The organism is Pseudomonas caricapapayae, assembly GCF_001400735.1.
Taxonomy (GTDB): Bacteria; Pseudomonadota; Gammaproteobacteria; order Pseudomonadales; family Pseudomonadaceae; genus Aquipseudomonas; species Aquipseudomonas caricapapayae.
The window spans coordinates 81,267-102,043 of the sequence record NZ_LJPW01000104.1; the positions used below are offsets into that span (position 1 = coordinate 81,267).

General features: G+C 59.3%; 19 protein-coding genes and 1 pseudogene. 14 read left to right on the top strand and 6 right to left on the bottom strand.

Translation table 11 applies throughout. The features are described from left to right. Positions 1-23: 23 nt before the first annotated feature. The gene (locus tag ALO80_RS14985; protein ID WP_054984685.1) at positions 24-392 is read right to left on the bottom strand and encodes a DUF4870 domain-containing protein; all 369 of its coding nucleotides are present in this window, start codon (positions 390-392) and stop codon (positions 24-26) included. Positions 393-412: 20 nt separating this feature from the next. Next, positions 413-1,135 carry a ribonuclease PH gene (gene rph, locus ALO80_RS14990; protein ID WP_055009557.1) on the bottom strand — a complete coding sequence of 241 codons (723 nt, stop codon included), beginning with the start codon at positions 1,133-1,135 and terminating at the stop codon, positions 413-415. A 313-nt stretch (positions 1,136-1,448) separates the two neighbouring features. Here rph and ALO80_RS14995 point away from each other — a divergent pair, with 313 nt between their 5' ends. The 6 genes from ALO80_RS14995 to ALO80_RS15020 all read left to right on the top strand — a co-directional run bounded on the left by ALO80_RS14995 (position 1,449) and on the right by ALO80_RS15020 (position 6,744). Beyond that, positions 1,449-2,312, top strand: a complete 864-nt coding sequence (locus ALO80_RS14995) for a YicC/YloC family endoribonuclease (RefSeq protein ID WP_055009573.1) — start codon at positions 1,449-1,451, stop codon at positions 2,310-2,312. 13 nt (positions 2,313-2,325) lie between these two features. Then, positions 2,326-2,970 carry a guanylate kinase gene (gene gmk / locus ALO80_RS15000; protein WP_055009558.1) on the top strand — a complete coding sequence of 215 codons (645 nt, stop codon included), beginning with the start codon at positions 2,326-2,328 and terminating at the stop codon, positions 2,968-2,970. A 145-nt stretch (positions 2,971-3,115) separates the two neighbouring features. Continuing rightward, complete coding sequence (gene rpoZ, locus ALO80_RS15005; RefSeq protein WP_054984682.1) at positions 3,116-3,379, top strand: DNA-directed RNA polymerase subunit omega; 264 nt, start codon at positions 3,116-3,118, stop codon at positions 3,377-3,379. A gap of 60 nt (positions 3,380-3,439) precedes the next feature. Beyond that, a complete protein-coding gene (gene spoT / locus ALO80_RS15010; RefSeq protein WP_054984681.1) occupies positions 3,440-5,545 on the top strand; it encodes a bifunctional GTP diphosphokinase/guanosine-3',5'-bis pyrophosphate 3'-pyrophosphohydrolase in 2,106 nt (701 codons plus the stop codon). A 25-nt stretch (positions 5,546-5,570) separates the two neighbouring features. Further along, positions 5,571-5,948, top strand: a complete 378-nt coding sequence (locus ALO80_RS15015; RefSeq protein WP_055009559.1) for a RidA family protein — start codon at positions 5,571-5,573, stop codon at positions 5,946-5,948. Positions 5,949-6,006: 58 nt separating this feature from the next. Then, positions 6,007-6,744: a hypothetical protein gene (locus tag ALO80_RS15020; protein WP_055009560.1), complete on the top strand. Its 738-nt coding sequence runs from the start codon at positions 6,007-6,009 to the stop codon at positions 6,742-6,744. A gap of 50 nt (positions 6,745-6,794) precedes the next feature. Here the strand turns inward: ALO80_RS15020 and ALO80_RS15025 are convergent, their stop codons facing one another. Continuing rightward, on the bottom strand, positions 6,795-7,643 hold the full coding sequence (locus tag ALO80_RS15025; RefSeq protein WP_055009561.1) for an SDR family oxidoreductase: 849 nt from the start codon (positions 7,641-7,643) through the stop codon (positions 6,795-6,797). Positions 7,644-7,917: 274 nt separating this feature from the next. On the opposite strand from ALO80_RS15025, the pseudogene ALO80_RS15030 reads away from it, so the two are divergent. The 7 genes and pseudogenes from ALO80_RS15030 (at position 7,918) to ALO80_RS15060 (ending at position 15,522) form a co-directional block, all read left to right on the top strand. Next, positions 7,918-8,357, top strand: a pseudogene (locus ALO80_RS15030) (hypothetical protein). Between the two features lie 467 nt (positions 8,358-8,824). Continuing rightward, on the top strand, positions 8,825-9,763 hold the full coding sequence (gene exbB / locus ALO80_RS15035) for a tonB-system energizer ExbB (RefSeq protein WP_055009562.1): 939 nt from the start codon (positions 8,825-8,827) through the stop codon (positions 9,761-9,763). A gap of 3 nt (positions 9,764-9,766) precedes the next feature. After that, the gene (gene exbD / locus ALO80_RS15040) at positions 9,767-10,192 is read left to right on the top strand and encodes a TonB system transport protein ExbD (RefSeq protein WP_010438030.1); all 426 of its coding nucleotides are present in this window, start codon (positions 9,767-9,769) and stop codon (positions 10,190-10,192) included. After that, on the top strand, positions 10,189-10,935 hold the full coding sequence (locus ALO80_RS15045) for an energy transducer TonB (protein ID WP_055009563.1): 747 nt from the start codon (positions 10,189-10,191) through the stop codon (positions 10,933-10,935). The genes exbD and ALO80_RS15045 overlap by 4 nt, the downstream gene beginning before the upstream one ends. A 92-nt stretch (positions 10,936-11,027) precedes the next feature. After that, positions 11,028-11,951, top strand: a complete 924-nt coding sequence (locus ALO80_RS15050) for a hydrogen peroxide-inducible genes activator (RefSeq protein WP_032614425.1) — start codon at positions 11,028-11,030, stop codon at positions 11,949-11,951. Positions 11,952-11,962: 11 nt separating this feature from the next. Then, positions 11,963-14,038 (top strand): ATP-dependent DNA helicase RecG, encoded by a 2,076-nt coding sequence (recG, locus tag ALO80_RS15055; protein WP_055009564.1) that lies wholly within the window; start codon positions 11,963-11,965, stop codon positions 14,036-14,038. Between the two features lie 86 nt (positions 14,039-14,124). Next, a complete protein-coding gene (locus tag ALO80_RS15060; protein ID WP_055009565.1) occupies positions 14,125-15,522 on the top strand; it encodes an aminoacyl-tRNA deacylase and HDOD domain-containing protein in 1,398 nt (465 codons plus the stop codon). A 42-nt stretch (positions 15,523-15,564) separates the two neighbouring features. Here ALO80_RS15060 and ALO80_RS15065 read toward each other — a convergent pair whose 3' ends face one another. Next, positions 15,565-15,966 (bottom strand): GFA family protein, encoded by a 402-nt coding sequence (locus ALO80_RS15065; RefSeq protein WP_055009566.1) that lies wholly within the window; start codon positions 15,964-15,966, stop codon positions 15,565-15,567. Between the two features lie 297 nt (positions 15,967-16,263). Here ALO80_RS15065 and ALO80_RS15070 point away from each other — a divergent pair, with 297 nt between their 5' ends. After that, on the top strand, positions 16,264-17,571 hold the full coding sequence (locus tag ALO80_RS15070) for a CitMHS family transporter (protein ID WP_054984673.1): 1,308 nt from the start codon (positions 16,264-16,266) through the stop codon (positions 17,569-17,571). A gap of 193 nt (positions 17,572-17,764) precedes the next feature. Here ALO80_RS15070 and ALO80_RS32325 read toward each other — a convergent pair whose 3' ends face one another. Both ALO80_RS32325 and ALO80_RS15080 read right to left on the bottom strand, forming a co-directional pair. Continuing rightward, positions 17,765-18,628, bottom strand: a complete 864-nt coding sequence (locus tag ALO80_RS32325; RefSeq protein ID WP_055009567.1) for a type III effector — start codon at positions 18,626-18,628, stop codon at positions 17,765-17,767. Positions 18,629-18,803: 175 nt separating this feature from the next. Then, a complete protein-coding gene (locus tag ALO80_RS15080; RefSeq protein ID WP_055009568.1) occupies positions 18,804-20,297 on the bottom strand; it encodes a YifB family Mg chelatase-like AAA ATPase in 1,494 nt (497 codons plus the stop codon). Positions 20,298-20,777 lie beyond the last annotated feature (480 nt).

Genomic DNA, 20,777 nt, shown 5'->3' on the forward strand with positions numbered 1-20,777 from the left:
TTTTTGCGTTGCCTGAAGTGATGCTACTTGATCAGGCGCAAGGTGAACGGATAGCGATAATCGACGCCGTCATTGGCTTTTATCCCGGCAATGATCGCAAGCACTGCGGCTCCGATTCCCACCAGCGTCAGTAACGCAAAGCCGATGACCAACAGCACCAGCAGCATGCTGACGGTGGCCGCAATGGCGACTGTGATCTGAAAGTTCAGCGCTTCCTTGCCTTGCGCGTCGATAAATGGATCGGCGTCTTTCTTCAACTGCCAGATAATCAGTGGGCCGAGCAGGTTACCGAACGGAAACATCAGTCCGGCAAATGCCGACAAGTGACAGAACATCGCCCACTGGCGAGCGCTTTGAGGCGGTTTGCTGAACGGTTGCAAGCTGTCACTCATTATCGGACCCCTTCTGGATATCAGTCGGCCAACGCGGCGCGCTGCAATTCAAACAGCTCGGTCATGCCTTTCTGCGCCAGCGCAAGCATCGCGTTCAACTCTTCCGGCTGGAACGGCGCGCCCTCGGCGGTACCCTGAACCTCAATGAAGCCGCCTGCGCTGGTCATGACCACGTTCAGATCGGTTTCGGCAGCAGAGTCTTCCAGATAATCCAGGTCGAGCACCGGCTCGCCCTGATACATGCCAACCGACACTGCCGCAATCATCTGCTTGAGCGGATCACCGCCTTTCAGGCCGCCACGCTTCTTGATCACTTTCAACGCATCGGCCAATGCAACCATGGCACCGGTGATCGATGCGGTGCGAGTGCCGCCGTCCGCCTGAATGACGTCGCAATCGACGTACAGGGTGACATCGCCCAGCCTGGACATGTCCAGCGCAGCGCGCAGCGAACGACCGATCAGGCGCTGGATCTCAAGGGTACGGCCGCCCTGCTTGCCACGGCTGGCTTCGCGCTGGTTACGCTCGCCAGTGGCGCGAGGCAGCATGCCATATTCGGCGGTCAGCCAACCCTGGCCCTGGCCTTTGAGAAAGCGTGGTACGCCGTTTTCGACGCTGACGGTGCAGATCACCTTGGTATCACCAAACTCGACCAGTACAGAACCCTCGGCGTGTTTGGTGTAGTTGCGGGTGATGCGGATCGAGCGGAGCTGATCGGCGGCGCGACCACTTGGACGTTTCATCTGGGATACCTGTACTGAGACGGAAAACTGCCGGGCATTATAGAGGCCACAACCGCCGCTGGGCATCTCTAAAAGCCGCCAATGCCGATTTGCGGCGAACAGAATGCTCTGGATCAAGGCTTTCAACGCGTTGGCAACGTTGCAAACAGCGCCTTGCGTCACTTGTCACACTGCCGGATTGGGAGCCTGCCTCGCACTGCGCTACAATCCTGCGCCTCTGCAGCCAGTCGGCTTTCACGACACCCATGACCGCCGACTGCGCGCGCTCATGAACCGAATCACGCTTTTGAAACCGAACCAAGAGGTATTTCCCATGGTGCACAGCATGACTGCCTTTGCCCGAGTAGAGCGGGCCGGTGCCCAGGGCACACTGAGCTGGGAACTGCGCTCGGTCAATCACCGCTACCTGGAGCCTCACCTGCGCCTGCCGGAGTCGTTCCGCGATCTGGAGGGCGCGATTCGTGAAGCGCTGCGTCAGGGCCTGTCACGAGGCAAGGTCGAATGCACCTTACGCTTTATCGAGGAAACCGCTGGCAAGCCGCTGCAGGTGGATCTGGAGCGCGCGGGCCAATTGATCGCCGCAGCAGAATCGGTTGCCGGCTTGATCAAACAGCCTGCGGCACTGAATCCGCTTGAGGTACTGGCATGGCCGGGCGTGCTGGTCGCCGATGCCAGCGATCCGCAGGTGTTGAACACCGAGGCACTGAAGCTGTTCAATGATGCGTTGACCGAATTGAAAAGCGGACGTGGTCGCGAAGGCGCAGACCTTGCCAGACTGCTCGATGACCGGCTGTCTGCCATCGTCGAAGAGGTCGCCACTCTGCGCACCCTGGTGCCACAGATGCTGGCCGCTCAACGCCAGAAAGTGCTGGATCGCTTTGCCGATATGAAAGCCGAGCTGGACCCTCAGCGCCTTGAACAGGAAATGGTCCTGTTGGCGCAGAAAAGCGATGTCGCCGAAGAGCTGGACCGCCTCAGCACACACGTTACCGAAGTGCGCCGTGTGCTCAAGGCTGGCGGCCAGGCGGGTCGCCGTCTTGATTTCCTGATGCAAGAGCTTAACCGCGAAGCGAATACACTGGGCTCCAAGGCCTTTGACCCACGCAGCACGCAGGCTGCCGTCAACCTCAAAGTGTTGATCGAGCAAATGCGTGAGCAAGTGCAGAATATTGAGTAAGGCTGAACCTGACATGACCCATATCACCGGCACCCTGTACATCATTTCCGCCCCCTCGGGCGCGGGCAAGACCAGCCTGGTCAAGGCCCTGATGGACGCCCAGCAAGAGCCTCAGCATGGCGCTCAGGCGAAGATTCGCGTCTCGGTTTCGCACACTACTCGCGCCATGCGCCCCGGCGAAGTGAACGGTGTGAACTACAACTTCGTCGATCGTGCCGAGTTCCAGCGCATGATCGAGCACGGCGATTTTCTGGAGCAGGCCGAGGTCTTCGGCAATCTGTACGGCACCTCGCAGAGCCACCTGCAGCAAACCCTGGACGAAGGCCATGACCTGATTCTGGAAATCGACTGGCAGGGTGCCCGGCAGGTTCGGGCGCAAATGCCGCACGCCCGGTCGATTTTCATTCTGCCGCCGACCCAGCAGGCATTGCGCCAGCGCCTGACCAATCGCGGCCAGGACAGTGACGAGATCATCGAAGCCAGAATGCGTGAAGCGGTCAGCGAAATGAGCCATTACAACGAGTACGAGTACGTAGTGGTCAATGACGATTTCGCCGGTGCGCTGGAGGACCTCAAGGCGATATTCCGCGCCAATCGCCTGACTCAACAGCACCAGCAGGAGCAATACAGCGAGCTGTTTCAGGAGTTGCTGGCCTGATCGAGCCGTTTCAGACACCCGGCAACAGGTTAAAACAGGCCGTTGGTGGCGTGCCGCTTGATGACTGGTGCTGTCCGCTTGTAAACTATCGAGTCCGCTCGCCCATCCGGGCATCGCGCATCCGCATTTGCTACGAGGAATACCCATGGCCCGCGTAACCGTTGAAGACTGCCTAGAACACGTGGATAACCGCTTTGAGCTGGTCATGCTCTCTACAAAGCGTGCCCGTCAACTGGCAACCGGCGGCAAAGAACCAAAGCTGGCCTGGGAAAACGACAAGCCTACCGTTATGGCACTGCGTGAAATCGCGGCTGGCATGATGGATTACGCTGTAATCGCAGAAGCCGAAATCGTTGAAGATGAGCCATTGTTCGCAGCGTTCGAGGACGAGTCCAACGAGGCCGTCTAAGCCTATGCCAGGTCGACGTAGTACGGCGCAGGGTAAAAGCCATCGACAAGGGGTAGCGCCTTGCCGAGCATAGACGCCCTCGCCGACAGACTGTCGACCTACCTTGGCAAGGACCAGGTCAATCTGGTCCGCCGAGCGTATTTCTACGCCGAACAGGCCCACGACGGCCAACGCCGTCGTAGCGGCGAAGCCTACGTCACGCATCCTCTTGCAGTGGCGAACATCCTTGCAGACATGCACATGGACCATCAGAGCCTGATGGCTGCGATGCTGCATGACGTTATCGAAGACACCGGGATTGCCAAGGAAGCGCTCAGCGCACAGTTTGGCGAAACCGTCGCGGAACTGGTCGACGGGGTCAGCAAACTGACCCAGATGAATTTCGAGACCAAGGCCGAAGCCCAGGCGGAAAACTTCCAGAAAATGGCCATGGCCATGGCCCGCGACATCCGCGTGATCCTGGTCAAGCTCGCCGATCGCCTGCACAACATGCGCACGCTGGAAGTACTGTCGGGCGAAAAGCGTCGGCGTATCGCCAAGGAAACCCTCGAAATCTATGCGCCTATCGCCAATCGACTGGGCATGCACAGTGTGCGCATCGAGTTCGAGGACCTGGGTTTCAAGGCGATGTACCCAATGCGCTCCTCGCGAATCAACCAGGCGGTCAAACGCGCCAGGGGCAATCGCAAGGAACTGGTCAACAAGATCGAAGAATCCCTGAGTCATTGCCTGGCCGTTGACGGTATCGAAGGCGACGTCAGCGGACGGCAGAAGCATCTGTATGGCATCTACAAGAAGATGCGCGGCAAGCGTCGCGCCTTCAACGAGATCATGGACGTCTACGCTTTCCGGATCATTGTCGACAAGGTCGATACCTGCTATCGCGTACTCGGTGCTGTACATAATCTGTACAAACCGCTGCCTGGCCGTTTCAAGGATTACATCGCAATCCCCAAGGCCAACGGCTATCAGTCCTTGCATACCACCTTGTTCGGTATGCATGGCGTGCCAATCGAAATCCAGATTCGCACCCGCGAAATGGAAGAGATGGCCAATAACGGGATCGCTGCGCACTGGCTGTACAAATCCAGTGACGATGAGCAGCCCAAGGGCACTCACGCCCGTGCGCGGCAGTGGGTCAAAGGCGTGCTCGAGATGCAGCAGCGTGCCGGCAACTCGCTGGAATTCATTGAAAGCGTCAAGATCGACCTGTTCCCGGACGAGGTTTACGTCTTCACCCCGAAAGGGCGAATCATGGAGCTGCCCAAAGGCTCAACGGCGGTGGATTTTGCTTACGCGGTACACACCGACGTTGGCAACAGCTGCATCGCCTGCCGTATCAACCGTCGCCTGGCACCATTGTCCGAACCATTGCAAAGCGGCTCGACCGTCGAGATTGTCAGCGCTCCCGGCGCACGTCCGAACCCGGCCTGGCTGAACTTTGTCGTCACCGGCAAGGCACGCACGCATATTCGTCACGCCCTCAAGCTGCAACGCCGTTCCGAATCGATCAATCTGGGCGAGCGCCTGCTGAACAAGGTGCTCAACGGCTTCGAATGCAGCCTCGACAAGATCACTCAGGAACGCATCCAGCTGGTACTGAACGAGTACCGGGTCGATGTGCTCGAAGACTTGCTTGAGGACATCGGGCTGGGTAATCGCATGGCCTATGTCGTGGCCCGCCGCCTGCTTGGCGAAGGCGATCAGTTACCGAGCCCTGAAGGTCCGCTGGCGATTCGTGGTACAGAAGGCCTGGTCCTCAGCTATGCCAAATGCTGTACGCCGATCCCGGGCGACCCGATTGTCGGCCACTTGTCAGCGGGCAAGGGCATGGTTGTGCACCTGGATAACTGCCGCAATATCAGCGAAATTCGTCATAACCCGGAAAAATGCATCCAGCTGTCCTGGGCCAAGGATGTGACTGGCGAATTCAATGTCGAATTGCGTGTCGAACTCGAGCATCAGCGCGGCCTGATCGCGCTGCTGGCCAGCAGCGTCAACGCGGCCGACGGCAATATCGAAAAAATCAGCATGGACGAACGCGATGGTCGCATCAGCGTGGTCCAACTGGTGGTCAGCGTGCACGACCGTGTGCACCTGGCTCGCGTGATCAAGAAACTGCGCGCCCTGACCGGTGTCACACGCATCACCCGGATGCGCGCGTAGGCCATCCAATCATCAGGAGTTCTTCATGACCAAGACTGTCATCACCAGCGATAAAGTCCCTGCGGCCATTGGCCCCTATTCCCAGGCCATCAAAGCTGGCAATACCGTCTACATGTCCGGACAGATCCCGCTGGACCCCGGCACCATGGAGCTGGTCGAAGGCATCGAAGCCCAGATCACTCAGGTCTTCGAAAACCTGAAGTCGGTTGCCGAAGCGGCTGGAGGATCCTTCAAGGACATCGTCAAACTGAACATTTTTCTGACCGATCTGGGCCACTTCGCCAAGGTCAACGAGATCATGGGTACCTATTTCACCCAGCCGTATCCAGCTCGCGCGGCCATCGGCGTTGCGGCATTGCCGCGTGGCGCCCAGGTAGAAATGGACGCGATTCTCGTCATCTAATAAATCCCCCGACGGAGCGTGCCTTGCGCTCCGTTCTCCCTGAAGGAAGGAATCCGTTATGCGCTCCGCGCTCGCCATCTCGCTGCTCGCCGTCATTCTGGGCGGCTGCGCCAGCCACGCCGACCGCAATCCGGACGGCACCTGGATCAATCAGACCGCCATTGATGCGGCCGTCAAACAAGGCAACCTGCGTCAGGCTTTGCTCGCCAATGGCCCTAACCTGGAATGGAAAATCAACTCCAAAGCCAACCAGGCCATTTACTCCAATGGTTTCGAGCTCGGCGAAGGCAAGATTGTCAGTGCCGCCGAAGGCAAGTTGCACATCGATTTCTACGGCAACTTCTTCGAAGACCTGAGCGTCAAGGGTGATGAACTGGTTCAAGCGGCCAGCGAGTCAGGTCCTGAACAGCACTTCCAGAAGCCCGAAAATCCGGCACCGGAAGGCGCTCAGCCAGGCACCAGTTTCGAGAAGGCCTTGTATGGCGCCTATATGGGCGGCAAATGGACGGTCGTGGAAGGCGACGGCCAGGGCAGCACCGTGCAGTTCATGCCTGATGGCAGCGTGCAAGGGCTCCCGGAAAACGATCGCTACGCACTGTGCCTGGCAGGTGACTGTGCAGCCATGAGCGGCGAGTACGACAGTATGTGGCTGGAGAAAGCCGAGAAGGGCAACCCGTGGATCTTTGCTCGCAAAGGCAAGCAGCTGGAGATATTTCAGGCTGTGAACAATGCCGGTGCGGACCAGATGCCCGAACTGCGTCCAGGCCCACGCCGCTGGTTGCTTGAGCAGCAGTAGGCAATGCCCGCGTCAGGAGCGTTCTTGCAACGCTCCTGACGGCAAACGCTCTACCCCAGCAATGCCGCATAGCCGGCCCGGTAATCCGGGTACACAGGCTCCCATCCCAAGGCCCGCGCTCTGGCGTTGCTGCAACGCTTGCTGCCCACGCGCTGTACGCTGACATCCTCCGACCATTCGGTCACCCCCAGATATTCGCGTATCCAGGTCACCACATCGGCCAGCGCGGCCGGATCGTCATCGACGCCCAGATAGCAACTCTCCAGCGCCACGCCGCGCTGATCCGCCTGCAGCAGATGCTCCAGCAAGCTGGCGGCATCGTCGGCATGGATGCGATTGGCGTAGACCGGCGGATCAATCCTGACACTGTGCCCCTGACGTACGCGGTTCGACAGGTCACTGCGTCCGGGTCCGTAAATGCCGGTCAGCCTCACGGCTGTGGCAGGCAGTCCGCTGTTCAGGGCGACCTGCTCGGCTTCCAGCATCACCGTACCGGTGTAGTTGGTGGGCTCGGTGACAGAGTGTTCATCGACCCATTCCCCGCTCTGTTGACCGTAAACACCGCTGCTTGAAACGAAGATCAACCGCTTCGGACGCTGTCCGGTCTGCTCCAGCCAGCTCAACACATTACGCAGCCCCTCGACATAGGCCATCCGGTAGCCCGCTTCGTCACGCTGCGAGGGGGTTGCGCAATACACCACGTAGTCCAGTGCCGCGGCAGGCCATTGGGCGGGCTTTTGGGCCTCGAACAGATCGCCCTGCACACCGCGAACTCCGGCAGGAAGTTCGGAAACAGTGCGCCGCAGCCCGTGAACCACCCAACCATGAGGCAGCAGCCGGGTAGCGAGTCGAGCACCGATATCGCCACAACCGGCAATCAGAAGGGAAGGAGCAGTCATTCGATATCTCCAAAGAAGGGGGGTGTCAGTATCGTAAAAAACGCTCATCAAGACGCGACACTCGAAACAAAGCTGTAAACAGATGTAAGCGTCCAGCGCCGTGCCCCTATGCGATCACGCTGGTGACTCGTCGTTCCCAAACCTTGGGTTTGAGCATTTTCGGGCACCCCCGTGTTAAGCGCAAATCACGCGGCTACAATGCGCGCCTTCAACGGGATTGGCGAAGATTCACATGCGATGGAAAGACATAAAAATAGGAGATCGGACATTCTCCATGGCGCACCTTCAACCTTTTGATCTGGCGTTTGACATTGCGCAGGAGCAGGTCACCGTCAAGTTCGAGTTCGGGTTGCACTGCTTTACAGATGACAAGGGCAATGGCCACCTCATCCATTACAGAGGGGAGCGCCGTTACTTTTGCAGCGAGCGCTACGATTGCAGCACCCAGTTGGTGGAGTACATCCAGAAACGCTTTTTTCAGGGACTGGCCGTTCCGTTTTATACGGAAAACAGCCAACGGTATTTTTGCCTCGACCTGCATGACTATGCGATTTTTTCTCCATCAGCAAGCCACTCGGCACCACGAACCTTCTGAAGCTTCGCGTTATCTCAGCGTATGAAGTCGCTACGTGGGGTCGGCCTACCCTGCCGAAAGGGAAGCCTCATAACGTTCGCTACATCCTTGAGATGCGGAACGCCGGAAGGCACATATGACGGATAGCAAAAAGCCCCGTTGCCGAAGCAACGAGGCTTTTTGTAAATCTCAATATCGGCCTGTCCTTTTGCAGTTACCTGCTTATCCCGCTCACTGGCTGGGAGTGACGTGAGTCACCGAAATCGACACCCCTTGCTGCCAAGGTTCCGGTCTGTGTCGACAGCGCAATGTTAACGCTCGCATCGAATTTGATCAACCGATGCTTTGCAGCTTCCCCTGGCCTCTCCTCGTAGCCGAAGGCCATTCGTGAGCGCAGCGTGCTTTATCCCCAGAGAGGGCAGCTCCAGCAGCGTAAAAACACTCATCGACAGGCAAGCATTCGGCCGAATATGTAAAAAAGATACTGTATTACTTTTGTTAACAAGAACGATTTGCAATAATGGCAGCCCATTTGTTCCCTGTGAGCGTCGAAAGCACATCACGACGCACTGGAACCCTCCCTATTTTCCTCTCAGGTCCGGCCAGCATGACACGCATTCAATCAATCGCTTCGCCTACCAAGATGCCTCGCCTGCCTCGTGCATGGCGCGGTATCGCAGCCCTTGTCTTGAGCCTGATGTTCGTTCCCATGGCGCTTGCAGATCAAGCGGCTCCGACCGCTGCACCTGCAACGTCCACTGCGCCTGTTGCGCCTGACGCAGCAGCACCGGTGCAGGCACTCGAACCCGTAGCCGAAGACAACAGCCTGGGCATGTCTCACGACCTGTCGCCATGGGGCATGTATCAGAACGCCGACGTCGTCGTCAAAGCGGTCATGATCGGTCTGGCCATCGCTTCGATCATTACGTGGACCATCTGGATCTCCAAGGGTTTCGAACTGCTCGGTGCCAAGCGCCGGTTGCGCGGTGAAATCGTCAATCTGAAGAAAGCCCGCTCCCTCACCGAAGCCAGCGCGACTGCCAGCAAGGAAGGCACACTTGCCCACCTGCTGGTACATGATGCTCTCGAAGAGATGCGCCTCTCGGCCAACAGCCGTGAACGTGAAGGGATCAAGGAGCGCGTCAGCTTCCGCCTCGAGCGTCTGGTCGCCGCCTGTGGCCGCAACATGAGCATGGGCACCGGCGTGCTGGCGACCATCGGGTCCACCGCGCCGTTCGTGGGCCTGTTCGGCACTGTGTGGGGCATCATGAACAGCTTCATCGGCATCGCCAAGACTCAGACCACCAACCTCGCTGTCGTGGCACCCGGTATTGCCGAAGCGTTGCTGGCAACGGCACTGGGTCTGGTCGCCGCGATTCCTGCGGTCGTGATCTACAACGTGTTCGCCCGCTCCATCGCCGGTTACAAGGCTCAGGTTTCCGATGCCTCTGCACATGTTCTGCTGCTGGTCAGCCGTGATCTGGATCACCTGCCAGAGCCGACCGAGCGCAATCAACAACAACCGCACATGGTCAAGGTGGGCTAACACGTGGGCCTGCATCTTAACGAAGGCGGCGACGATCTCGCCGAGAATCATGAAATCAACGTGACGCCGTTCATCGACGTCATGCTGGTGCTGCTGATCATCTTCATGGTCGCGGCACCGCTGGCAACTGTGGACATCAAGGTCGACCTGCCAGCGTCCACGGCAACGCCACAGCCCAGGCCCGAGAAGCCGATCTTCCTCAGCGTCAAGACCGACAAGAGCCTGTATCTGGGCGAAGAGAAGGTTGCTCGCGAGCAGATCGGCCAGGTGCTGGACGCGCGGACCAAAGGCAAAAAAGACACCACGATCTTCTTCCAGGCCGACAAAGGCGTGGATTACGGCGATCTGATGGACGTCATGAACACGCTTCGGGGCGCGGGTTACCTGAAGGTCGGTCTGGTAGGTCTTGAGACGGCTGGTAAGAAATGATCAGTACGCGCCAAAAACTGACGCGCTATAGCGGTAGTCTGTTGTTGGTGCTGGCCGTGCACGCTATCGCAATCATCGTCGCCGTTCGCTGGCCCGCCTCCCAGGCGATCGAGCTGCCACCGGCAGCCATGATGGTCGAACTTGCGCCGCTGCCCGAGCCTGCACCGCCACCGCCGCCCAAGGTCGTTCAGCCGCCTCCACCGCCCGCCCCTGAAGAGCAGGTGCCCGTACCGGAAGTCGCGCAAGCGCCGAAGCCGGAAATCGTGGTGCCCAAAAAGGTTGAAAAGCCCAAGCCAAAACCGCAGCCGCCAAAGCTGCAGAAGAAGCCTGAGCCGCCGCAGGAAAAGCCGGTTGACGAAAAACCGGTCGATACGCCGCCGACAACGGCACCACCGGAAAAAGCGGCCGCTCCGAAACCTGCTCCGGCACCTTCGCCGCCCAGTAATGCATTGCCAAGCTGGCAGGGTGATCTGTTGAGCCACCTGGGCAAGTACAAGAAGTATCCCGAGGATGCGCGTCGTCGCGGTATGCAGGGTGTTGCGCGGCTGCGCTTCGTTGTGGACGCTGACGGCAATGTGCTTTCCTACTCGATTGCCAACACGTCGGGTAGCCCTTCGCTGGATAGAGCGACCATGGAAATGATCCGTCGCGCTCAACCGCTGCCCAAACCGCCCAAGGAAATTCTCAATAACGGCACCATTGAAATCCTTGCACCGTTCGTTTATTCGCTGGATAAACGCTGAATTGTACTTTTGTTACTTGTGAGTGCTTCTGATAACGTGCGTCTATCGATCGCACCCGCTATGCTGGGGTCGCAACTTCATGGACGCACGTTATGACTCTTACAGAATTGCGCTACATCGTTACGCTCGCCCAGGAGCAGCACTTTGGCCACGCAGCCGAACGCTGCCATGTCAGCCAGCCAACGCTGTCGGTGGGTGTCAAAAAACTCGAAGACGAACTCGGTGTGCTCATTTTCGAGCGCAGCAAGAGCGCCGTGCGCCTTACACCGGTTGGTGAAGGCATCGTTGCTCAGGCGCAGAAAGTGCTGGAACAGGCTCAGGGGATTCGTGAGCTGGCCCAGGCCGGCAAGAATCAGCTGACCGCTCCGCTGAAAGTCGGTGCTATTTATACCGTCGGTCCTTACCTGTTCCCTCATCTGATTCCGCAACTGCACCGGGTCGCTCCGCAGATGCCGTTGTATATCGAAGAAAACTTCACCCATGTGCTGCGCGACAAGCTGCGTAACGGTGAGCTGGATGCCGTTATCATTGCCTTGCCGTTCAACGAGGCCGACGTGCTGACCCTGCCGCTTTATGACGAGCCGTTCTCTGTCCTGATGCCGGCCGACCATCCCTGGACTCAAAAAGAGACCATCGATGCCTCGGCGCTCAACGACAAGAGCCTGCTGTTACTGGGCGAAGGCCATTGCTTCCGCGATCAGGTCCTGGAAGCCTGCCCGACACTGGGCAAAGGTAACGAAGGTTCCAAGCACACAACGGTAGAATCCAGTTCACTGGAAACCATTCGACACATGGTCGCCTCCGGGCTGGGCATTTCGATCCTGCCGCTGTCGGCCGTCGACAGCCACCATTACGCGCCCGGAGTGATCGAAGTCCGCCCGCTGACGCCGCCCGTGCCCTTCCGCACGGTCGCCATCGCCTGGCGAGCAAGCTTCCCGAGGCCGAAAGCCATCGAGATTCTCGCTGACTCTGCACGCCTGTGCTCGGTGGCACGCCCGAAAACAGTCGCGAGCTAGGCAGAAAAGAAATGAGCGAGCTTTCCAGGGTCTCGGTCACGGCGCTCAAGGGTGTCGGTGAGGCGATGGCAGAAAAGCTGGCCAGGGTCGGTCTGGAAACCCTGCAGGACGTGCTGTTTCATCTGCCGTTGCGCTATCAGGACCGGACCCGCGTCGTACCGATTGGGGCCTTGCGCCCTGGCCAGGATGCCGTCATCGAAGGCATGGTCAGCGGCGCCGACGTGGTAATGGGCAAACGTCGCAGCTTGCTGGTCAGGCTTGGCGATGGCACAGGTGTCGTCAGCCTGCGCTTTTACCACTTCAGCAATGCCCAGAAAGAAAGCATGAAGCGTGGCACGCATCTGCGCTGCTTCGGTGAAGCACGTCCCGGCGCTTCCGGCCTGGAAATCTATCATCCGGAATACCGGGCGATCACCGGTGATGAGCCCGCGCCCGTCGAACAGACCCTCACACCGATCTACCCCACGACCGAAGGCCTGACCCAGCAACGTCTTCGCCAGCTGTGTCAGCAAAGCCTGGCGATGCTTGGCCCCAAGAGCCTGCCGGACTGGCTGCCTGACGAGCTCGCCCGTGATTATCAACTGGCTCCGCTGGATGATGCGATCCGCTATCTGCATCACCCGCCCGCCGATGCCGATGTGGAGGAACTGGCCCTCGGTCATCACTGGGCGCAGCATCGACTGGCCTTCGAGGAACTGCTGACCCACCAGCTTTCCCAGCAGCGTCTGCGTGAAAGCCTGCGCTCACAGCGTGCACCGGCGTTACCGGTGGCGAAAAAACTGCCGAAACAATTTCTTGCCAACCTCGGCTTCACGCCTACTGGGGCACAGCAGCGTGTCGGCAAGGAAGTGGCCTATGACCTGAGCCAGCCTGAACCGATGCTGCGGCTGATCCAGGGCGACGTGGGCTCGGGCAAGACCGTGGTTGCGGCGCTGGCTGCCTTGCAAGCACTGGAAGCCGGCTACCAGGTGGCGCTGATGGCTCCTACCGAGATTCTCGCCGAGCAGCATTACATCAATTTCCAGCGCTGGCTTGAGCCTCTGGACGTGGGTGTAGCGTGGCTGGCAGGCAAGCTCAAAGGCAAGGCGCGCGCGACGTCTCTGGAACAGATCGCCAGTGGCACCCCGATGGTGGTGGGCACCCATGCGCTGTTTCAGGACGAAGTGCAGTTCAGGAATCTGGCGCTGGTCATCATCGACGAGCAGCACCGGTTCGGCGTTCAGCAGCGCCTGGCGCTGCGCAAGAAGGGTGTCGGTGGCCTGATGTGTCCGCATCAATTGATCATGACCGCCACACCGATCCCACGCACGCTGGCAATGAGCGCCTACGCCGACCTGGACACGTCGATCCTCGACGAACTGCCGCCCGGACGTACGCCGGTCAATACCGTACTGGTGGCCGACAGCCGCCGCCTGGAAGTCGTCGAGCGCGTGCGTGCCGCCTGCGCCGAGGGTCGTCAGGCGTACTGGGTGTGCACACTGATCGAAGAATCCGAAGAGCTGACCTGCAAAGCCGCTGAAACCACCTACGAAGAACTGAGCAGTGCCTTGGGTGACGTTCGCGTCGGGCTGATACACGGGCGCATGAAACCTGCAGAAAAAGCCGCGATCATGGCCGAATTCAAACAGGGCGCGCTGCAACTGCTGGTGGCCACCACGGTGATCGAGGTCGGTGTCGACGTACCTAACTCGAGCCTGATGATCATCGAAAACCCCGAGCGCCTTGGCCTGGCCCAGTTGCATCAATTGCGCGGACGTGTCGGGCGCGGCAGCGCGGTCAGTCACTGTGTGCTGCTCTATCACCCGCCTCTTTCACAGATCGGACGCCAGCGGCTGGGCATCATGCGCGAAACCAACGACGGCTTCGTCATCGCCGAAAAGGATCTCGAACTGCGTGGCCCCGGCGAAATGCTGGGAACCCGACAAACGGGCCTGCTGCAATTCAAGGTCGCCGACCTGATGCGTGACGCGGATCTGCTACCCGCCGTACGCGGCGCGGCGCAGGCCCTGCTGGAGCGCTGGCCGCAACATGTCAGCCCGCTGCTCGACAGATGGCTGCGTCATGGCCAGCAGTATGGCCAGGTGTGATGCAGGCTACGCTTTGGACACCGCGTGCGACCGAAAACGAATAACGTGGTTATACTTCAAAAAATGTAGGAATTTGGACATAGCTCATGACAGAAGTTGCCCACGTCAATGATCCGCACCATGCGCCGTCGGTAATCCGGCAGCTGCTTGAAAAATTGGCTATCAGCTACAACGAAGTCATGGACGACAAAAGCCTCCAGCCAGCGCGCAAGGTTCAGGCGGTGCTGGTCGAGGACGCTGTCGGTGCGCTGCTTATCCTTTTCCCGCAGAGCCAGTTGCTTGACCTCAGCCGAATCACCGAGCTGACCGGACGCCAACTGACCGCTGTGCCGCATGACCGTTTGCAGCGCATGCTCACCAAGCACAATCTGCGCGAGCTGCCGGGGCTTCCGGCGCTAACCAGCTCACCGTGTCTTTACGACGAACGCCTGCTTCAGGAGCCGACGCTGCTGGTAGGGTCGGGCGAGACCGGGGTGTTGCTGGAAATCAGCAGCGACGATTTCAAGGGCATGCTGAGCAAGGCCAGCGCGGCGCACTTCGGGCAGTCGGTGGCGGCAATCCGTCCAAACCTCGATCGTCCTGATGACGATCCGGCGGAAATCACCCAGGCCATGCATGCCTTTACAGCGCGTCGTATCCAGCAGCGCCTGGAAGCGACCCTTGAGATACCGCCTCTGGCTGGCACCGCACAGAAAATCATCAAGCTGCGGGTCGACCCCGATGCGACCATCGATGACATTACCGGGGTCGTCGAAACCGACCCTGCACTGGCGGCACAGGTCGTCAGTTGGGCGGCTTCGCCCTATTACGCGTCGACCGGCAAAATCCGCTCGGTCGAAGACGCAATCGTTCGGGTACTGGGTTTTGATCTGGTGATCAATCTGGCCTTGGGCCTCGCGTTGGGCAAAACCCTGAGTCTGCCCAAGGATCAGCCGCAAAAGACCACACCCTACTGGCAGCAGTCGATCTACACAGCCGCCGTTATCGAAGGCCTTACCCGCGCCATCCCGCGTGCCAGCCGGCCAGAAGCTGGCCTGAGCTACCTTGCCGGTCTACTGCACAACTTCGGCTATCTGCTGCTGGCGCATGTATTTCCGCCGCACTTCACCCTGATTTGCCGCCAGTTGGAGGTCAATCCGCACCTGCACCACAGCTTTATCGAACAGCACCTGCTGGGCATCAGCCGCGAACAGATCGGCGCCTGGCTGATGCGCTATTGGGACATGCCCGACGAACTCGCCACTGCGCTGCGTTTTCAGCACGACCCGCACTACAAGGGCGAGCATCACGTCTACGCCAACCTGGTCTATCTGGCAGTACGCCTGTTGCGGGTCAACGGTATCGGTGCCGGACCTGAACAGGAGATCCCGGACGAACTGTTCGAACGCCTGGGCCTGAGCCGCGAAAAAGCCAACGAATCGGTGAAAAAAGTGCTGGAAGCCGAAGTGCTGCTGCGCGAACTGGCTTCGCAGTTCAGCAAGTAATCTGCGGCGAGCGCCGACGGCTCTTACGTCGGCGCTGACACCTCACTCAGGCTCGCCCTCGTCCCCCGGCAGATGCTCATCCAGATGCAACCAGGGAAGCCGGTTTTCTATCCAGATATGTCTGGATGGGGTGGCCAACCCGGGTTGATCGAGCGTTGCAATGGTGACATCCATCTCTTCAGGGCTGTTTCGGGTGAATAACGCCATGTGAGCACCGCAATTGCCGCAGAAATAGCGAACGCAGGTTGATGCGGAATCGTAGGCAGAGAGGTCGCCTGAAAGCCATTTGAACGAGCCCAGCGGCACACTTATCCAGGTTACGACCGTTGCGCCCGACGTGCGTCGACAGATGGAACAGTGACAGTGAGCGATGCCCTTCAGCGGAGCATCGAACTGATAACGAACCGCGCCGCAATGGCAGCCGCCTGTGTGTATCTCGCTCATCGGTGCCTCTCCCGTTCATGCGCCACAACCCTTGTGACAATAAAAATTCCACAACGGCCGATTGAAAGGTCGGTGAAAGCTTGGGCCATTAGCATCGCCTCACTTCCGGCAAAAAGACCGGCTAGCCAGGAACGGACTCCAACGTGTTTCAGGCCCAATTAACAACAATAATGGTGATTCCGATGCTTGCTGACTTCTCGTTCCATACCCTCCTTGCGCCTCCACTCCACGTACCGATCTGCTGAGCTGACTCGTTCATTTCACGTTCTGTAGCCGTATTACGTCTGGAGTATTCCCATGCTGACTTTCCTTGGCTTTGCCATGGTTATTGCGTTCATGTACCTGATCATGAGCAAGCGCCTGACTGCGCTGATCGCCTTGATCCTGGTCCCGATCATCTTCGCCCTGTTCGGTGGCTTCGCGTCGCAGATCGGCCCGATGATGCTGGCGGGTATCACCAAGCTGGCGCCGACCGGCGTCATGCTGATGTTTGCCATTCTGTATTTTGCGCTGATGATCGACTCCGGCCTGTTCGACCCGGCCGTGCGCAAGATCCTGAAAATGGTCAAGGGCGACCCGATGCGCATTTCGGTCGGCACCGCCGTGCTGGCGCTGGTAGTGTCCCTCGACGGTGACGGCGCGACCACTTACATGATCTGCGTTGCCGCCATGCTGCCGCTGTACAGCCGCGTCGGCATGAGCCCGCGCATCATGGCCGGCCTGATCATTCTGGCCGGTGGTGTGATGAACATGACCCCGTGGGGTGGCCCGACCGCTCGTGCGGCCAGCGCCCTGCATGTCGATGCATCGGATATCTTCGTACCGATGATCCCGGCAATGCTGGCCGGTGTGGTTGCGATCCTGGCAATTGCCTACTTCTACGGCAAACGCGAACGCGCTCGCCTGGGTGAACTGCACCTCAAGGGTGATGAAGTCGATCACAGCGAAATCAGCGTCTCGCAATTCCCTGACGCACGTCGTCCAAAGCTGATCTGGTTCAACGGCGCGCTGACCTTCGCACTGATGGTTGCCCTGATCATGGGCCTGCTGCCGCTGCCGGTACTGTTCATGATCGCGTTCAGTATCGCGATGATCATCAACTACCCGAACCTGCAGGACCAGAAGGACCGAGTATCGGCGCACGCCGGGAGCGTTCTGGCGGTGGTCGGCCTGATCTTCGCCGCAGGTATCTTCACTGGCATCCTGTCCGGCACCGGCATGGTCGACGCGATGTCGAAAAGCCTGCTGGCAGTGATCCCTGATGCGCTCGGCCCGTACCTCGCGGTGATCACCGCGCTGGTAAGCATGCCGTTCACCTTCTTCATGTCCAACGACGCGTTCTATTACGGCGTACTGCCGGTGCTGTCCGAAGCCGCTGCCCACTACGGCATCAGCCCGGTGGAAATGGCCCGTGCCTCTATCGTCGGTCAGCCGGTCCACCTGCTCAGCCCGCTGGTGCCATCGACTTACCTGCTGGTTGCCCTGGCCGGTATCGAGTTCGGCGACCACCAGCGCTTCACCCTGAAATGGGCGATTCTGGTGTGCATGTGCATTCTGGTTGCCGCGCTGCTGATGGGGATCTTCCCGTTCTATAGCAGCATGTAAACCTCGCAACGACATGCAAAAGCTCGCCGTCGACTTGATCGTTGACGGCGAGTTTTTGCGTTTGAGGTGTTCCATTACACGGAGGCCGATACGGCAATGCCTCGGTCAGATGGCCAGGGGGAGATCGCGTTCGCTTGCTCCGGATCCGCCAGGCTGCACATTACTTTCAGCGGCCTGTATCGCCGATGTCAGCTCACTGGTAGTTGATGCCCTTGGCGTTCTTTTCAGTGGCGCTGATCTTCTTGTCGATGGAGTCCTCACGGCCAGACTGGATAGCTTCGAGCACGTCCAGGAGCTGTTTGCGTGCGGCCTCCCGTGCTTGCAGAGCGGCTCTGGTCTTGAGAAGCGCTTCGGCGCGTTGCATTCCTTTTTGCTGCTCTCGCATCCTGTTTATGCTTTCGGCAACGCGTTGAGCCGTCTCTTTTTGCCTGGTCGAATCAGGATTGGGTGTCTGATGCTCGCCATAGGCTTTAGCCGCTGTTGGCTTTGTTTGCTTTGCATTGATCCTTGCCCTGTTCCTGTCTTCCCGGCCAGGGCGTCTCGGAATAGATTTGTCCACACGAGGGCTATGGCGTTGTGCTTGATTCAGCTCGATACCCAACAGACTCAGCACCGAGCCTGCGGGTGGCCGCTGAGGCAATGATGACGAAGCAGAACCGGCTTGCGCGTCTGGCTCAGAGGGGCGCGAAGTGGTCGCGACCGCGTCAGGTGTCGGCTCCCAAGGATTGAGCTTGCCGGTGCTGTCCTGCATATGGACCCTGACAAGGTTCAGATCGTGATTATGGTCAGGCTCAAACCCCAACACAGGATGAAGCGTCGAGCGGCGGTCTGAGAGGGCTGGGACACCGAACACGTTGCTGCCCAAGGAAGCCAGCTCGAACAGTTTCCCTTTCTCGATACTGGCACTGATGTGGTCGCTGATGGCGCTACGCACTTTACTCAACCACTTGATTGAAGCGGCATTGATCATGCGCGTGGAGTTGGGAATGGAAATTTTGTCTGTGGCCGCGGCAGCCGATCCCTTGCCCGCAGTTGATGTGAGCGGCGTGATGTTCATTGAGTAATCTCCCTTTATCGCTGCTGAGTGGCGATTCGCGGTATTGAGTTCCTCACCCTGGTTACCCTTCTGCCACGGACATGACGCTCGACGGTGAGCGCATTTGGCATGAGGTCGAGTTTCTCGCTGATATAAGGCTCGCCGTCGCCTTGATCGTTTTACATCTGAAGGGTGTTCAGTTAGTCGAAGGCCGATACTGCAGAGCCTCAGCCAGATGACTGCGGCTTATCGCATCCACCTGTTCCAGATCCGCCAGCGTCCGTGCCACTTTCAGCAGTCGATGCGCCGAACGTAACGAGAGGGTCAGACGCTCGCAGGCCGTCTCCAGCCAGCGCTCATCGATACTGGACAGCGCGCAGTGTTCGCGCAGCGCCGGCAGGTCGAGAAAGGCATTGGCGCAGCCCTGACGGCGTTGCTGACGCTCTCTGGCCTGCGCAACCACCGCTGCCGCGCTTGCGGTGTTTTCACTGGTGGTCGGATCGGGGTTGAGGGCAGTGGCTTCGCGGGCGACGGTCAGGTGTAGATCAATCCGGTCCAGCAGCGGACCGGACAGCTTGTTGCGATAGCGCTGCACCTGCTCGGTGGAACAACGGCAGCGCCCGGTAGGCTCACCGAGATATCCACAGGGGCAAGGGTTCATCGCCGCCACCAACTGGAAGCGTGCCGGAAAACGCACGCGATCCCGCGCCCGGGAAATCACGATATGCCCCGACTCCAGCGGTTCACGTAGAACCTCCAGCACGCGACGATCAAACTCCGGCAGCTCATCAAGGAATAGAACACCATGATGTGCCAAGGTAATTTCGCCGGGTTGCGGACGACTGCCACCGCCCACCAATGCAGGCCCGGACGCCGAGTGATGCGGTTGTCGAAACGGTCTCTGCGGCCAACTGGTCAGCGGCACCTGACTGGCGACCGACTGAATCGCCGCGACCTCCAGCGCTTCGTGCTCGTCCAGCGGCGGCAACAAACCCGGCAGGCGGCTGGCGAGCAGCGTCTTGCCGGTGCCGGGCGGCCCGCTGAACAGCAGGTTATGCGCCCCGGCGGCAGCAATCACCAACGCTCGCTTCGCGGCGGTCTGGCCCTGCACTTCGCTTAAATCCGGATACGGCTTGGGCTGATGCAGTAGACCGCTGGACTGATAAGGCGCAATCACCGTGCGCCCGTTGAAATGCGCGACCAGCTCCAGCAGGTGATTCACCGCGATCACCCGCAGCCCCGATGCCAAACAAGCTTCCTCCGCGTTCACCGCCGGAATGATCAACGTGCGCTCCGCCGCACGCGCCGCCAGCGCAGCGGGCAGCACACCCTGAATCGGCCGAATCGCTCCCGACAACGCCAGCTCGCCGAGGCATTCAACATCCTGCAACGCAACCAGCGGCACCTGCCCACTGGCGGCCAGCAAACCCAGCGCAATCGCCAGATCGAACCGCCCGCCATCCTTGGGCAAATCAGCCGGGGCAAGATTGAGCGTGATCCGCCGCGCCGGAAAATCCAGCCCGGAATTGAGAATGGCACTGCGCACCCGGTCCTTGCTCTCCTTGACCGCCCCCTCCGGCAACCCCACCAGCGTCAGGGCCGGCAGGCCGTTGGCCAGATGCGCTTCAACAGTAACCGCCGGGGCTTCCACCCCGACCTGGGCACGACTATGGACGATAGCCAGCGACATGGATCATTCCTTGATATGAGCGATGGGCGGGTATCGTGCTTTATTTGCGGGGTGGGTGGTGAGGGGGGAATGGATACAGGGTGTGAGTGGCCAACGGGCCTTAATTGCACTCCGTCATTGCCAACATGCAAATTGGTGGATGTGCACACTCTTGCGCACAGAGCGCCTGCATCAAGCGGGCGATGGCTTCACTTCAACGGTTGTAGCCCGTATGAACGAGTTCGCACGTATGAGCAAAGAACTGCGCACTATTTCGCATGTTTTGCCTGAAAATCGAGCCATCCTTCGATTTTAAATCTCTATCTATTTGTTTTTATTAGATAAAAATATTATCGGCATACATCTTGGAATGCACTTCTGCATACCGCGGGCGAGATGGCCCGCTTTTGCGCAGAGAACGCCCCGCATGACCGATAAACACGGCACACACCGGCAACGACGTGCTGCACTGATCCCCAAGACACCCGCCACGGCCACCAG